The following is a 13942-nucleotide window of genomic DNA, read 5'->3' as shown; positions in this document are numbered from 1 at the left end:
AGGCCCATCCTGCTTTCTGTTGTGTGCCCGGAAGCCTATATTGAGCTGGGGGGCGCAATGGACACATCGCAGATCATCCACAAGACCGCCAGCGACTTGCGGGTCAGGCCTAACCTTGCGGACTATGAAGCCGAGTGCCACCGCTTTTCCTGGGATGCGGTCAGCCATGAGTTGACGGGCCTGCCTCCAGGGATCGTCAACATTGCATGGCACGCGGTCGATAAGCATGCAAACCGTGGTGAAGGTGAGCGGATCGCCCTCCGCTTCCTTGCGGCCGGCATGCCCTGCCGTGATGTCAGCTACACAGAGCTGTGCGCGCAAACCAATCGCTTTTGCAATGTGCTACGCGCGCTCGGCATCGGCAAGGGCGAGCGACTCTTCATCCTGGCCGGACGCATTCCGGAACTTTATGTTGGTCTGCTGGGCGCCCTGAAGAACGGCACCGTAGTCTCCCCTCTTTTTTCGGCATTCGGTCCGGAGCCGATCGCTACGCGCATCAACCTGGGTGCCGGCACGGTCTTGCTCACAACCGACGCCCTCTACGCTCGCAAGGTCGCCAAATGGCGCGACCGTATGCCCAGCCTGAAACACGTACTGCTGGTGGCCGAAGACGGCGGGCAGACGTCCGAGCCAGGAACACTCGACTTGGTTTCGCTGCTGCGCAATGCGCCAGATGCGTGCGACCTCACGCCAACCACCGCGGAAGACATGGCGCTGCTGCACTTCACCAGTGGCACGACGGGCACGCCCAAAGGCGCAGTCCACGTGCATGGCGCAGTCGCGACGCATTGGGCAACCGGCAAGTACGCGCTGGACCTGCACGCTAGCGACATCTACTGGTGCACCGCCGATCCTGGCTGGGTGACAGGTACGTCATACGGCACCATTGCTCCGCTGCTGCACGGGGTGACCTCCATCGTCGATCGGGAAGAATTCGACGCCGAACGCTGGTATGGCGTCCTGCGTGACGAGGGTGTCAGCGTCTGGTACACGGCGCCAACCGCAATCCGCATGTTAATGAAAGCTGGGCCCGAGGTGGCGAGACGGTACGCGCTGCCACGGCTTCGGTTTATCGCCAGCGTAGGAGAACCATTGAACCCGGAAGCCGTTTGGTGGAGCAAAGAAGTCCTGGGCTTGCCGATTCACGACAACTGGTGGCAGACAGAGACCGGCGGCATCATGATCGCCAACACCCCTGCCTTCGACATCAAGCCCGGTTCAATGGGCCGCCCCCTGCCAGGCGTCGAGGCGGCGATCGTGCAGCGCGGCGAAGATGGCAGCGTGAGCATCATCAATGCACCCGACAAGCAAGGGGAACTCGCGCTCAAGCAAGGGTGGCCATCCATGTTCCGGGGCTACCTCAATAACGAAGAGCGCTATCGCAAGAGCTTCTCCGGCGAGTGGTACCTGACGGGCGACTTGGCCAGGCGTGATGCAGACGGGTACTACTGGTTCGTTGGCCGCGCCGACGACGTCATCAAGTCTGCGGGGCATCTGATCGGCCCGTTCGAAGTCGAGAGTGCGTTGATGGAACACCCGGCGGTGGCCGAAGCAGGCGTGATCGGCAAGCCAGACCCCGTGGTTGGCGAAATGGTGAAAGCCTTTGTCTCGCTCAACCCCGGGTTCGAGCCCAGCGACAACCTGCGCCTGGAACTCCTCGGTCATGCCAGGACACGCCTGGGTGCAGCAGTCGCCCCCAAGGAAATCGCCTTTCTAGAGCTGCTGCCGCGTACGCGCAGCGGCAAGATCATGCGACGCTTGCTCAAGGCGCGCGAGTTGGGCCTGCCCGAAGGCGATACGTCGACGCTGGAGGGCGGAACATGACCGACATCGACCACCCCGCTCCGCAACCGCCGACCGGCCCCGTCCCCTACGACGCGACATTCGCAAAGACGCTGCTGCGTGACATGCTGCGCATTCGCCGGTTTGAAGAGAAGTGCGCAGAGCTCTACGGTGCGGGCAAGATCCGCGGATTCCTGCACCTGTACATCGGCGAGGAGGCCGCAGGGGTGGGCGCCTTGCATGCGCTATCAGCGGAAGACAACATCGTCGCAACCTATCGCGAACATGGTCATGCGCTGGTGCGCGGCATGGACATGGGCGTGCTGATGGCAGAGATGTATGGCAAGCGCGAGGGATGCGCACGAGGCCGTGGTGGTTCGATGCATCTGTTCGACCATAACCACCGGCTGTTTGGCGGCAATGCCATTGTCGGCGGCGGCCTTCCGCTAGCTGTGGGCCTGGCATTGGCAGAGAAGATGCAGCACAGCAATCGCATCACCGCCTGCTTCTTTGGCGATGGTGCGGTGGCGGAAGGTGCTTTCCATGAATCGATGAATCTCGCAGCGCTGTGGAAATTGCCACTGCTGTTCTGTTGCGAAAACAACCTCTATGCCATGGGCACCGCTCTGGAGCGCCATCAAGCCCAGACCGATCTGTGCGCCAAGGCTGCCTCCTACGCCATGGCAGCGCAATCGGCCGATGGCATGGATATCGTTGCCGTGCATGAAGCAGCAAAGGATGCCGTTGCCCGCATCAGAAGCGGCGATGGCCCGGGATTCCTGGAGTTGAAGACCTACCGCTTTCGCGCCCATTCGATGTACGACCCCGATCTCTACCGGCAAGCCACAGAGTTGCAGGCCTGGAAGGCAATCGGGCCAATCCATACGTTCACGGCACGCCTCAAGGCCGAGGGCAAATTGACGGAGGATGCGTTCCTCGCTCTTGATGCTGCAGTGAATGCGGAAATAGCCGAGGCAGAGGCTTTCGCAGACGCCGGCACCTGGGAACCCGTGGATGACCTGCTGAAAGACGTCTACACGCCCGCCGGAGCCGCGCCATGAGCCGCCGCCTCACCTACCGTGACGCGTTGCGCGAAGCCCTGCGTGAAGCACTCCTGAGCGATCCGCGTGTCTTCCTCATGGGCGAGGATGTCGGCCGGTATGGAGGGTCTTATGCGGTTTCAAAAGGGCTGTTAGCCGAGTTCGGCCCGGAGCGCATACGCGATACACCACTCTCGGAACTTGGGTTCACTGGCGCTGGCATTGGTGCGGCGTTGGGCGGCATGCGCCCGATCGTCGAAGTGATGACCGTCAATTTCAGCCTGCTGGCACTCGATCAGATCGTGAACACGGCAGCCCTGTACCGACACATGTCGGGCGGGCAGTTTTCTGTGCCACTGGTGATCCGTATGGCGACCGGTGCCGGCCGGCAGGTTGCCGCGCAGCATTCGCACAGTTTCGAGGGCTGGTACGCCGGCATTCCAGGCATCAAAGTGGTGGCCCCCGCCACCATTGAAGATGCACGCGGCATGCTTGCGCCCGCGTTGGCCGATCCCGATCCGGTTTTGATCTTCGAACATGCCGGGCTTTACAACATGGAGGGCGAGTTGCCCGACGCCGGCATCGCCGACATCCACTCTGCGCGCATCCGGATCGAAGGCAAGGATGTATCGATCATCACCTACGGCGGGTCGCTGCCCAAAGCACTGCAGGCAGCAGAAATGCTCCTTGCAGACGGAATTGCAGCGGAGGTCGTGGACTTGCGTTCGCTTCGACCGCTCGACGATGCCGCCATCATGGCGTCGGTTGCAAAGTGCCGCCGGGCAGTGATCGTTGATGAAGGCTGGTGCAGCGTCGGCTTGGCCGCCGAGATCATGGCGCGCATTGTCGAGCAGGTGTTCTATGAACTAGACGCTCCCGTTGCCCGGGTCTGCACTGCCGAGGTGCCGATTCCTTACGCAAAGCATATGGAAGATGCCGCACTGCCGCAGGCCAGCCGCATCGTCGATGCGGTCAAGCAGATGGTGTCATGAGCACACGCCCTTGCGCAGCAACCCGTGCGGAGGCTACATGATCGAGTTCACGCTGCCCTCCCTGGGCGCTGACATGGACGAAGGGACGTTGCTGGAATGGCTGATCAAGCCCGGTGACGTCGTCAAGAAGGGCCAGATCATCGCCGTGGTGGATACCAGCAAGGCCGCGATAGACGTCGAGAGTTGGCACGACGGCACCGTCGCGGAGCTCCTGGTCGAGCCAGGCATGAAGACCCCGGTTGGAACGCTGATGGCGACATTCCTGGAGCCGGGGGAAGCGCCAGGCACCGTCACGCATTTGCATGGGATCGCGCACGCTGTGGCCTCCGCGCCTCGGCCAGAGCACCGCCACATGGTCTCGCCCGCAGCACGTCGGGCCGCGCGCGAGCGCAGTATCGATAGCAGCACCATCGTCGGTACGGGTCACGGCGGGGCCGTCACATTGGCCGACATTGAGCACGCTGCTCAGGCAAACGCCGCAGTGCCGGGCGGAAAATCACCCGACATCCGCAAGACCATTGCCAGCGCAATGACGCGCTCCAAGCAGGAAATACCGCATTACTACGTGGCAGAAACGATCCCAATGGCAACCGTGCTGAATTGGCTTGCAGTGGAGAATGCCAAGCGCCCATTGGCTGAACGTTTGTTGCCTGCGGTTGCTCTCATCAAGGCCGTCGCGCTTTCGCTCAAGCAATTTCCGGAGTTCAACGGAGTCTTTCGCGACGGCAACTTTGAAGCGTCGACGGCCGCACACATCGGTGTAGCAATCTCATTGAGGCAAGGTGGACTGATCGCCCCGGCGTTATTGGACGCGCATGCCAAACCTCTCACCCGGTTGATGCAGGAACTCTCGGATCTGGTCAAGCGCTGCCGAGCCGGATCATTGAGAAGTTCCGAGATATCTTCGCCCACCATCACCGTAACCAATCTCGGCGATCAGGGGGTTGCACAGGTGTTCGGCATCATCTATCCGCCACAGGTTGCGTTGGTCGGCTTCGGCCGCATCGCAGAGCAACCATGGGCTGAGAACGGCGTGCTGAAGATCATGCCAGCCGTTACTGCAAGCCTCTCGGCGGATCATCGGGTCTCTGATGGCCACCGAGGCGCCCTCTTCCTCATGGAACTACGCGAACAGCTGCAGCACCCGGAGGCGCTGGACCAATGAACGAAGGTGACATCCGTGCGATCGTGATCTCGGCGCTGCGAGCAATCGCCCCCGAGATCGATGCCGCTACGCTACGTGCCGACCGGCCCTTGCGCAGACAGGTAGACCTCGATTCAATGGATTGGCTCAACTTCCTGTTGGGCTTGCATGACAAGCTGAAAGTCGAGATTCCCGAAACCGACTATGCACGCCTGGTGACGCTGGATGATGTCGTCGCCTATATCGTCAAGGCGAGCGCCGCCACTCAACCCCGGTAGCCCCCGTTTTTTTGCCGGTAGCCATCGTCGCCACGGGCCCGCTCCGCCTGACTTCTCGAACGTGCACCCAGCCTGAGCAGCCACCAACCGTCTGCACTCAAGCCGTTTGCGCTGTTCGCCGGGTCGCGCGGCAGTTCGGAGCGGATGTACGCGCGCTCTGCACGGTTAGGATGACTCGAACCTAGCTTGACCCGGAATCGACATGCTCAGCAGAAGCATGCGGGTCGGCCATCAACGATGGGCAACGCGGACAGCACATCGTCCGATCCTGCGCCCGGCCTGAAGATCGTGATGCCCTTGAGCCGCAGCTGCCACGCATGAAAGAGCAGCGATTCAACATAGCCGCAGGATGTGTCACTGGGGACAAGGACCGTCTTGGAGATCGATGCATCAACGAACGGCTGCAGTGTCGCCACCATGCGCAGATGGTCAAAGCCATCGACTTGCCTCGCGGTGACGAAGTAGCTAGGCAACATGGCACGCTGTCCATACTGCGCACGGAAACTCCGATAGGCGCGGTTCTCTACACCGTAAAGCAGTGGTGCGCGATGCTGAATGCGCACTCGACGCTGATACACCCAGTCGAACGCTGGCTCGATGCCACTGGAGCAGTTGTCTCCGAACGCAAGACTGACGCTCCCGGTGGGTGCGAGAGACAACAGGTGGCTATTGCGCAGACCATGCTTTGCAATGGCTTCTCGCACAGCCCGTGGTAGCGAAGCACTGAAGTGCCCGGATGCCAGGCTACGCTCCGCCTGAAACAGCGGATACGGCCCGCGCTCGCGCGCAAGTTCGGCAGAGGCTGCGTACGCGTTGTCGCGCAGGCAGCGCGCGATCTGCGATGCCATATTTCGTGCCTCTGGAGCGTCGTAGCGCAGGCGCATCATTGTCAGCGCATCGGCAAGTCCGGTCACGCCTACACCGATCCTGCGCTTGGCATGGGCCTCCTGCCTATGCTCGGCCAACGGCCAGCGAGTGACATCGATCGCGTTGTCGAGCATTCTGACTTGAATGCGCACTACCCGGCCCAATCCGATGAAGTCAAACATGGGTTGCCCGCCCGCGCCAAAGGGGCATCGCACCCACCTTGACAGATCGATGGGGCCAAGCACACAACCGCCCCATGGCGGCAACGGTTGCTCGCCACACGGGTTGGTCGCAGCGATGGTTTCAATCCCGGCAAGGTCGTTGGCTGCGTTGATGGTGTCGATGAACAGTAGGCCCGGTTCTGCGCTATGGCGCGCCGCTTCCGCAAGCATGCCCCAGAGTTGCCGTGCGGGTATGACTGCGTAGCACCAGCTTCCGTCAGGCAGCACGTGGGCGCCCTCTTCCAACCGCCGAGCGTTAGGCGCAGCGCGATGTTGCAGCCGCCACAATCCATCATCGGCAACGGCTTGCATGAAAGCATCGGTAACAGCCACCGATATGTTGAACGTTGACCAGCGCTTTCGTCCGCGCTTGGCGGCGACGAAAGCTGCGAGGTCGGGATGGTCACAGCGCAGCACGGCCATCTGCGCCCCTCCTCGTGTGTCGCCTTGCGCCAGCGCCATACACGTTCGATCGAAGGCATCGATGACCGCACAGACGCTCCCCATCCCGCCGTTTGATGTTGCCCGCTCGGAATCGACAGGGGCGATGACCGAGAAATCGTAGCCCACCCCGCCACCCATCTGCAGCGTGACGCGCGCCTTCTGCAAAGCCTGTTCAATATCAGATGCGTCTGCAACGGGCTGTCCGCTGATGGCGATAGGATGAACAAAACAATTCACCATCGTCCCCGACTTCACACCTCCCGCGTTCGCCATGATCCGACCCGCGCCAATGGCGCCTTGCAGCAAGTTGGAGTAGAACAAGCGAGTAAAACGCGTGCGAAGCTCGGGAGCTTCCGCGGCGGCAAGGGCACGCGCGACGCGCTTGAAGATGTCCTCGCATGTTGTCTCGCCTGGAGCGAGATAACGATCCGCCAACACAGCGGCGCCAAGAGGCGATGCTGGCATTCTCGGCATCGAATTCTTTGCCCGCATCGGCATGCTCCATTGCACGGATAAAGTCATGCTAGCCAACCCCAATCTGCGGGCGTTGATCCGCATCACGCCGATGCACTGGCACGGAAAGCTGAATTTGGGCTCAGGCAGCCAACCGCAGTACCACGAACGCCCCAACAAGGCGATGCGGTAAGCCGATCCGGAAACTGGCGTCAGGTCAACTATGGCGATGCCTGTGCCGCCTTGCGGGACGCCAGCCCGGTCGCCGAGTTCTTTCTCGAACCCAGCTCCAGAACGGGCGCTTTCGAGTCAAGATGGCGGAGGCCGCGCTGGAGAATTTGCGCGAACTGGAGAATCAGTCGGGAGCGGCCAAAGGCTGAGCACGCTTGCCTCGGCACAGAGCGCTCACCTGAAACGGCAATCAAAGCGCAAGCGCGCTTCGTCAGTGGCGGACTTTTCTCAATAGCGCTTGCCAGCAGGCTTGCTGATCTTGAAATCGCTGACGGCGATGCTGACGTCGACACCATTGTCCTCGCCTGCCAACGGGGGTGACGCCCAGCCCTTGGTCAGAACCGTGACCTTGCCAGTCTTGAGACGCCGCTATTCCCGCTGGCGGCGAGGTAGTCAAAGGCGTCGGCTCACGCCTCTCTCTTCGGGAAATGTCGCTCAGTGGGGCCACAGCAGTTGGTCAGGAGAACTGACCAACTGAAGTGACGTCACTTTGCTTCCGACTTCGGCGCAGCGCACGTTTTCACGCCCAGAATGCTGTAGGCGGGGCAGACACGCACGATGCCTGTCAGGAGTGGCACGATGCCAATCCAGCCCCAGGCGCCAACGCGCCCTGTCGCGGCCAAACCAATCAAGACCAACCCGACAACGATTCGAATTACGCGGTCGATCGTTCCAACATTTGCTTGCATGGCGGACTCCTTCATTCAACGACGATTGCACAGGCTTCTTCACCAAGGCTGAACGTGCTGCGCAATCCGTTCAGAGGTTGGGCGTCTTATATGCGCCTTGCAGAAATTTTTAACTCAAGTCAAAAGCGGGGTCATGATGTAGCGCAACACTTTGCTAAGTGATTCGCCGTCCGGCCGCCCCGCGTTAGCGTGCGTCCTTCGGCCTGTCACCTTTGGGCCAGTCGTTGACACGTGGCGCATAGTCGGGGCGAGGTTGCTGGGTAAAGAACGCGGCGACATCCACGGCATCCTGCGCTGACAGCGTGCCGCCCTGGCCAAGCGGCATGTTGTGCTTCACGAACGCAGCGGCGGTGTACAGCCGGGCCATCCCCGCGCCCACGTTGAACGAGTCGTTGCCCCACAGTGGCGGGAAGATGTAGCCACCTTGCGGATTCTTGGTTCCCTGCCCCTCTGCCCCATGGCAGGACGCGCACTGTGCTTCGTAGACTGATTTGCCGTGCTCCCGGTTTGGAACAAGCGAGGTGTCAATCTTTTCGAAACCCCGGCCGACCACATTGGTGCCAGTAGGCACGCCTGTGGAAAGCCACTTCATATAGGCCATGATGGCGTTCATCTCTGCCGAGTCGAAGGGCAGCGGTTTGCCGTTCATCGAGCGCTGGAAGCAATCGTTGATGCGCTCCTGGAGCGAGATGATTTTGCCGCTGCGAGACCGGTACTCCGGAAAGGCTCCGGTGAGCCCGATCCAAGGCGATGCGTAGGCCGTCGTCCCGCCATTCAGATGACAACTCGTGCAGTTCAGGCCGTTGCCCACGTTGCGGGGCAACTGTTTGTGGGTATCCGTCAGCAGCTCCTTGCCGCGCTTGATGGCGTCTCCCATGGGCCCCTGTGGGATCGACGACTCTTCCGGCACGTGCATCGGGACGGTCTGAGGTTGCGATAGCGCCGGCATGCTGGTTGCCGCCAGAAGCGCTACGACCAGGGTGCGCGATTTGATTGAATTCAAGAGTGTCTCCTTTGTATGAGGCGTACCTTTCCTGGGTACGTTTGTGTGTTTGGCTTTACGCTGCCAGCGCGACCTTCGCCACCATCCCGATGGCGATAAGACCCGCGATGAACGCGAAGCCCTGCTGAAGCCTGTGGCCGCTCAACCGACCGGCCACGACCCGCCCACCCAGCATGGCAAGCATGGCGCCCGTGGCAAAAGGCACGCCAATCTGCCAGTTCATTCGCCCGGACAAGGCAGTTGTGATGACGCCTGAGGCGGACACCAAGGTAATGACTGCCAGAGAGGTCGCCACGATGGAGTGCACCGGGGCATTGGTGGCTTTCTTGAGCGCGGGAACGATGACGAAGCCCCCACCCACCCCCAGCAGGCCCGAGAGAAAGCCAGCGCCAATGCCCGAAAGCGCGAGCGCGCGGGTGCAGGAAGCAGTCCAGACAAAGCGGCCGGTCTGGTTATCCAGTTGACACGGTTGCGGGTGCTGCTCGGGTTCCGCTTTGTGTGGAGCACTCGCGCTAGCCTGCTTGAACATGCGCAGCGCAACAAAGGCCAGCACGGCAGCGAAGAGCAGCGTCAGCGGTCCGTTCGGAAGACGGTGCGCAAGCCACAAGCCGGCGGGTGAGAAGACCGTACCGGCCAAGGCCATCAGCATAGCGGCGCGGTAGCGCACGATGCCCGCCCGCAGGCCGATGGCAGCTCCAACGGCCGCAGACAGGCCCACTGCAAGCAGGGCGACCGGCGCGGCCTCTGCAACATTGAGGCGCAGGACGAACAGTAGAAGCGGAACCGCGAGGATCGCGCCACCTGCACCAGTCAACGCCAGGATGAGGCCGACCACAGCGCCAAGTGCGGCGCTGCTTACAACGATGTTTTCCATTGACTCCCCGTCGCCTGCTTATGCGTGTTGTGCGCTGGATTTCATTCGCTCAAAGACCTCGAAGACAACCATGCCCGCCACCATGGCGGCTACGAAGCCAATCGCTTTCGGATAGCCCGCACCCAGGGCCACGAGCGCGGGGCCCGGGCAGAAGCCTGCCAAGCCCCAGCCGATACCAAACGAGGCGCTGCCCAACACCAGCCGCAATGTCACGACCGTGCTTGCTGGCAGCTGCATGGACAATCCGAGGAACGAACGCTTGCGGCGTTTGGCAAAGAAGAACGCGAGTGAGCCAACGGCAATCGCGCCGATCATCACGAAAGCAAGAGAAGGGTCCCACCGGCCTGCCAGGTCGAGAAAGCCCTGCACCTTGGCCGGATTGGCCATCCCGGAAATCATTAAGCCCAGGCCGAACAGCAAGCCAGCGAGCAGTGCGGTAATGGCAGCCATGTCAGCCTCCAATCAGATGCCGTTGCACGAAGACGGTCAGGAAGCCAGCCGCCATGAAGGTCGAGGTCGCAACCAGGGAGCGAACGGAGCCGCGCGAGATACCGCACACCCCGTGGCCGCTTGTGCAACCGCTGGCGTAGCGCGTGCCCAGGCCCACCAGAAAGCCGGCGACCAGGATTTCACTCCAGCCGGCCTGGATTTCTGCAACGGGCGGCCTGCCGAGCAAAGTCGCAATGACCGGGGCACCGATCAGACCGACAAGGAAAGTCACGCGCCAGACCATATCGGTGCGTGGCAGGCCCAATAAGCCGCCCAGGATGCCGCTGATGCCTGCGATACGGCCGTTGAACAGCACCAGCACGGCCGCCGCCGCACCGATGATCAGTCCGCCGGCCAGCGAAAGGCCAGGCGTGAAGTTTGTAATGTCAATCAGCATGTCTTTTCCCCTTTGCCGTCGGCGCAGAACTGTTCGTAAAGGACAGTCATGACTGCGAGCGCCGGCCCACTTTCGACCGAATAAAAGATGTTCTTCCCATCACGACGTGACGCCACCAAGCCGTTCTCGCGCAGGATGCCCAGCTGTTGCGACAGCGTCGGCTGCCGGATGCCCAGCCGCTCCTCCAGTGCGCCCACGGACAACTCCTCTTGCGACAACTGACACATCAGCAGCAGTCGGTCAGGATTGGCGAGCACCTTGAGCAAGGCGCACGCGTTCGTTGCGGCGGCTTGCATGCTGACGAGGTCAATAGCAACTTGATCGTTGTCCATATGAGCTTTCGGTTTCCATGCGCATAGTATATAAAAAAATATATTATTTTCCAGTAGATTGATGTGCGCCATAGGAGGCCCCATGCAACCGATCATTCAACCGTTCTTTGACCCGGCAACCTGGACAGTGACCTACGTGGTTCATCAGGAAGCGCGCTCCGAGTGCGCGATCATCGACTCGGTCCTGGATTACGACCCAAAGTCGGGCCGGACGTCGACGGCCAGCGCCGACCGGGTCATCGCGTTTGTACGCGCGCGTGCGTTGCGCGTCGAATGGATTCTTGAGACGCATGCGCACGCAGACCACCTTTCCGCCGCGCCCTATCTCAAGCGTCATCTGGGTGGCCGCATCGGCATCGGCCAAAACATCCGCGGCGTGCAGGCCGTGTTCAAACAGCTCTTTAATCTGGAGCCGGAGTTCCAGCCAGACGGGTCACAGTTCGATCATCTGTTTGAAGACGGCGCGACGTTCTCCGTCGGCGGGTTGACCGGCAAGGCGATTCACGTGCCAGGTCACACGCCTGCCGACATGGCGTACCAATTCGAGGATGCGGTCTTCGTCGGCGACACGCTGTTCATGCCGGACGTTGGCACCGCGCGCTGCGACTTCCCGGGTGGCAATGCACACGAGCTGTTTCACTCCATCCGTAAGCTGCTGGACTTGCCGGGCGAGACCCGGCTCTTCATGTGTCACGACTACCCGCCCGAAGGACGGGGGCCGGCCTGGGAGACGACGGTGCGTGACGAACGCAATCGCAATATCCATGTGCACGACGGCGTGACCGAGGCGCAGTTTGTCGCCATGCGACAGGCCCGCGATGCGACGCTGGCGATGCCGACGCTGATTCTGCCTTCAGTGCAGATCAACATCCGTGCTGGAGAGCTGCCGCCGCCCGAAGAGAACGGCGTTCGCTACCTGAAAATCCCGCTTAACGCCCTCTGAGGCCACATCGCGCGCGCCCATCTGCGCGGCAGTTGGCAGGCAGTCCGGGGGGTTAAAAGAAGGGGCAATTCCGCTCCCGCGCAAACTTTGGTCAGCCACCTGCGGCGCTGCAGGTGGCTGCTTGTCGGCTTGACCATTGGCATGATGCGCAACGTGGCGCGTTGCACCCGCGCGCCCGGTTGACGGGCATCAATATCGACTTCGCCACAGTGCCTACATTTTCTTCAGGCGCTTGTTTGAAGATTGCCTGCGCCGAAACGCCTTTGTCCATCACACGATGAGGTCGGCCATGCACGAAAGAGTTCTCATGTCTCCTGTCGAGTTGGCGGAGATGATGAAAACCGAGCCCCTCGTACTCATCGATACCCGGGACGCGGCCGGTTTTGCCGAAGCGCATTTGCCTGGCGCGGTCAATATCCATGAAATCTTTACTTATTTGGCGACGTCAACGCCGCAAGGCGTGGCGGCATTGCGGCAGGCATTTAGCGAAGCCTTTGGCAAGGCTGGTTTGTCCGGGAAGGAAACAGCTGTTGTCTATGAGCAATCGATGACGACCGGCTTTGGGCAGTCTTGTCGGGGCTACGTTCTGCTCCGCTACCTCGGTTATCCCAGAGACAAGATCAAGGTGCTCCACGGTGGCTTCAGCGCATGGCGCGCGGCGGCGCTACCAAGCACGACAGACGTGCCGGCCCCGAAGCCCGCCGACTTTCCTCTGGCAACGCAAGGAAGCCGCATCCTCGTCGACCTTGACGAGATGAAGGAGGCAGTCGCGGACCCGCATGTCGTAAAGCTCGATGTACGGGACGTGGACGAGTGGATTGGCGAGAGCTCATCGCCCTACGGCAAGGACTTCTGCCCGCGAAAAGGCCGTATTCCAGGCTCGGTCTGGCTTGAGTGGTATCGCATGATGAAGCCGACCCCCACTGGGCAGATGTTCAAGTCGCCGGCGGAGATTCTTGCCGAATGCGCGACCGTCGGGATTCGTCAGGAAACCCCCGTCATTGTTTTCTGCTTCAAAGGCGCGCGCGCATCCACGACGTTCGTCGCGCTGGAGGAAGCCGGCATCAAGAACGTGCGGCTATATCTCGGTTCCTGGAACGAGTGGTCCCGGGACCCTTCCCTTCCGATCGAAGAAGGATTGCCCTATTGAGAGCCACCGCCATCGCACGCCACCCCACTCAGATTGGCCTTCATATTTCGCTTCAGGAGATACGTGATGAAAAAAGCAGTGTTGCTGACCATGCTTTCATGTGTGGCCATTTCCAGCGCGCCCGTCCTTGCTCAACAGACCACTCCCGCGAACAAGGGCAGTCAAACCGCGCAGACGCAAACGAACGTGGCTGAGTTCGACAAAAAGACGGCGGCTGTTCGAGAGAATATGAAGAAGATGCAGGAAGAAATGGACAAGGCCCGTCAGACCCAGGATCCGAAAGAGCGCCAGAAACTGCTCGATGAACATTGGGCAACGATGCAGAGCACGATGGGCATGATGCGCGAGCTGTGGGGCCCGGGAATGATGGGCGGTCCTGGAATGATGGGTGGCCGTGGAATGCGCGGCGGCCACATGATGGGCGGCGGCCCGATGATGGGGTGGCGAGGGATGGGAGGCTACTACTCGCACCTCACGCCCGAGCAGATGAAGGAACGCCAGTACATGTCGGACCAGTACATGGACCTTCACTACGAGATGATGGAGCAGATGATGCTGAACCATCAGATGTGGAGGCAGATGCCACGGTAATGCTGATTTCTGCAAGCCCATG

15 protein-coding genes are annotated in these 13942 nt (G+C 61.1%); 8 read left to right on the top strand and 7 right to left on the bottom strand.

Annotated features, from left to right (window positions below; genetic code table 11):
• Positions 1-57 precede the first annotated feature (57 nt).
• Genes acsA through ACCD03_RS08625 form a run of 5 tightly spaced genes read left to right on the top strand, consistent with a single transcriptional unit; the run spans position 58 to position 5236 of the window.
• A complete protein-coding gene (acsA, locus tag ACCD03_RS08645; protein WP_413411312.1) occupies positions 58-1824 on the top strand; it encodes an acetate--CoA ligase in 1767 nt (588 codons plus the stop codon).
• A complete protein-coding gene (gene pdhA / locus ACCD03_RS08640) occupies positions 1821-2843 on the top strand; it encodes a pyruvate dehydrogenase (acetyl-transferring) E1 component subunit alpha (protein ID WP_413411311.1) in 1023 nt (340 codons plus the stop codon). Before acsA ends, pdhA begins: the two co-directional genes overlap by 4 nt.
• Positions 2840-3814, top strand: coding sequence for an alpha-ketoacid dehydrogenase subunit beta (locus tag ACCD03_RS08635; RefSeq protein WP_413411310.1), 975 nt, complete (start codon positions 2840-2842; stop codon positions 3812-3814). The genes pdhA and ACCD03_RS08635 overlap by 4 nt, the downstream gene beginning before the upstream one ends.
• 37 nt (positions 3815-3851) lie before the next feature.
• Positions 3852-4979 (top strand): dihydrolipoamide acetyltransferase family protein, encoded by a 1128-nt coding sequence (locus ACCD03_RS08630; protein WP_413411309.1) that lies wholly within the window; start codon positions 3852-3854, stop codon positions 4977-4979.
• Positions 4976-5236 carry an acyl carrier protein gene (locus tag ACCD03_RS08625; RefSeq protein WP_413411308.1) on the top strand — a complete coding sequence of 87 codons (261 nt, stop codon included), beginning with the start codon at positions 4976-4978 and terminating at the stop codon, positions 5234-5236. The genes ACCD03_RS08630 and ACCD03_RS08625 overlap by 4 nt, the downstream gene beginning before the upstream one ends.
• A 206-nt stretch (positions 5237-5442) precedes the next feature.
• On the opposite strand, the gene ACCD03_RS08620 is transcribed toward ACCD03_RS08625, so the two are convergent.
• The 7 genes from ACCD03_RS08620 to ACCD03_RS08590 form a co-directional block, all read right to left on the bottom strand.
• On the bottom strand, positions 5443-7260 hold the full coding sequence (locus ACCD03_RS08620; protein WP_413411357.1) for an adenosylcobalamin-dependent ribonucleoside-diphosphate reductase: 1818 nt from the start codon (positions 7258-7260) through the stop codon (positions 5443-5445).
• Between the two features lie 677 nt (positions 7261-7937).
• Positions 7938-8141 carry a DUF2892 domain-containing protein gene (locus tag ACCD03_RS08615; protein WP_045203868.1) on the bottom strand — a complete coding sequence of 68 codons (204 nt, stop codon included), beginning with the start codon at positions 8139-8141 and terminating at the stop codon, positions 7938-7940.
• A gap of 184 nt (positions 8142-8325) precedes the next feature.
• Positions 8326-9018 carry a c-type cytochrome gene (locus ACCD03_RS08610; RefSeq protein WP_413411307.1) on the bottom strand — a complete coding sequence of 231 codons (693 nt, stop codon included), beginning with the start codon at positions 9016-9018 and terminating at the stop codon, positions 8326-8328.
• Positions 9019-9199: 181 nt separating this feature from the next.
• Positions 9200-10018, bottom strand: coding sequence for a sulfite exporter TauE/SafE family protein (locus tag ACCD03_RS08605; protein WP_045203867.1), 819 nt, complete (start codon positions 10016-10018; stop codon positions 9200-9202).
• A gap of 18 nt (positions 10019-10036) precedes the next feature.
• Positions 10037-10468: a YeeE/YedE family protein gene (locus ACCD03_RS08600; RefSeq protein WP_253534457.1), complete on the bottom strand. Its 432-nt coding sequence runs from the start codon at positions 10466-10468 to the stop codon at positions 10037-10039.
• A gap of 1 nt (position 10469) precedes the next feature.
• On the bottom strand, positions 10470-10904 hold the full coding sequence (locus ACCD03_RS08595; protein WP_045203865.1) for a YeeE/YedE family protein: 435 nt from the start codon (positions 10902-10904) through the stop codon (positions 10470-10472).
• Positions 10898-11236: an ArsR/SmtB family transcription factor gene (locus tag ACCD03_RS08590; protein ID WP_045203864.1), complete on the bottom strand. Its 339-nt coding sequence runs from the start codon at positions 11234-11236 to the stop codon at positions 10898-10900. Before ACCD03_RS08590 ends, ACCD03_RS08595 begins: the two co-directional genes overlap by 7 nt.
• Before the next feature lie 82 nt (positions 11237-11318).
• Between ACCD03_RS08590 and ACCD03_RS08585 the strand changes: the two genes are divergently transcribed.
• The 3 genes from ACCD03_RS08585 to ACCD03_RS08575 all read left to right on the top strand — a co-directional run bounded on the left by ACCD03_RS08585 (position 11319) and on the right by ACCD03_RS08575 (position 13920).
• Complete coding sequence (locus tag ACCD03_RS08585; protein WP_413411306.1) at positions 11319-12179, top strand: MBL fold metallo-hydrolase; 861 nt, start codon at positions 11319-11321, stop codon at positions 12177-12179.
• Positions 12180-12468: 289 nt separating this feature from the next.
• Positions 12469-13329 (top strand): sulfurtransferase, encoded by an 861-nt coding sequence (locus ACCD03_RS08580; RefSeq protein WP_045203862.1) that lies wholly within the window; start codon positions 12469-12471, stop codon positions 13327-13329.
• Positions 13330-13395: 66 nt separating this feature from the next.
• A complete protein-coding gene (locus ACCD03_RS08575; RefSeq protein ID WP_045203861.1) occupies positions 13396-13920 on the top strand; it encodes a hypothetical protein in 525 nt (174 codons plus the stop codon).
• The last annotated feature ends 22 nt before the right edge of the window (positions 13921-13942 follow it).

Origin of the sequence: Ralstonia sp. Ralssp135, assembly GCF_047304345.1 — a bacterium.
Lineage (GTDB): Bacteria > Pseudomonadota > Gammaproteobacteria > Burkholderiales > Burkholderiaceae > Ralstonia > Ralstonia chuxiongensis.
Note: the sequence above shows the minus strand (reverse complement) of the source record. Positions and strands in the feature narration are given on the sequence as shown.

Bases quoted from the DNA above. Each gene is read 5' to 3' on its own strand.
- acsA (WP_413411312.1), top strand. From the start codon at position 58: ATGGACACATCGCAGATCATCCACAAGACCGCCAGCGACTTGCGGGTC.
- pdhA (WP_413411311.1), top strand. From the start codon at position 1,821: ATGACCGACATCGACCACCCCGCTCCGCAACCGCCGACCGGCCCCGTC.
- ACCD03_RS08635 (WP_413411310.1), top strand. From the start codon at position 2,840: ATGAGCCGCCGCCTCACCTACCGTGACGCGTTGCGCGAAGCCCTGCGT.
- ACCD03_RS08630 (WP_413411309.1), top strand. From the start codon at position 3,852: ATGATCGAGTTCACGCTGCCCTCCCTGGGCGCTGACATGGACGAAGGG.
- ACCD03_RS08625 (WP_413411308.1), top strand. From the start codon at position 4,976: ATGAACGAAGGTGACATCCGTGCGATCGTGATCTCGGCGCTGCGAGCA.
- ACCD03_RS08620 (WP_413411357.1), bottom strand. From the start codon at position 7,260: ATGCGGGCAAAGAATTCGATGCCGAGAATGCCAGCATCGCCTCTTGGC.
- ACCD03_RS08615 (WP_045203868.1), bottom strand. From the start codon at position 8,141: ATGCAAGCAAATGTTGGAACGATCGACCGCGTAATTCGAATCGTTGTC.
- ACCD03_RS08610 (WP_413411307.1), bottom strand. From the start codon at position 9,018: ATGGGAGACGCCATCAAGCGCGGCAAGGAGCTGCTGACGGATACCCAC.
- ACCD03_RS08605 (WP_045203867.1), bottom strand. From the start codon at position 10,018: ATGGAAAACATCGTTGTAAGCAGCGCCGCACTTGGCGCTGTGGTCGGC.
- ACCD03_RS08600 (WP_253534457.1), bottom strand. From the start codon at position 10,468: ATGGCTGCCATTACCGCACTGCTCGCTGGCTTGCTGTTCGGCCTGGGC.
- ACCD03_RS08595 (WP_045203865.1), bottom strand. From the start codon at position 10,904: ATGCTGATTGACATTACAAACTTCACGCCTGGCCTTTCGCTGGCCGGC.
- ACCD03_RS08590 (WP_045203864.1), bottom strand. From the start codon at position 11,236: ATGGACAACGATCAAGTTGCTATTGACCTCGTCAGCATGCAAGCCGCC.
- ACCD03_RS08585 (WP_413411306.1), top strand. From the start codon at position 11,319: ATGCAACCGATCATTCAACCGTTCTTTGACCCGGCAACCTGGACAGTG.
- ACCD03_RS08580 (WP_045203862.1), top strand. From the start codon at position 12,469: ATGCACGAAAGAGTTCTCATGTCTCCTGTCGAGTTGGCGGAGATGATG.
- ACCD03_RS08575 (WP_045203861.1), top strand. From the start codon at position 13,396: ATGAAAAAAGCAGTGTTGCTGACCATGCTTTCATGTGTGGCCATTTCC.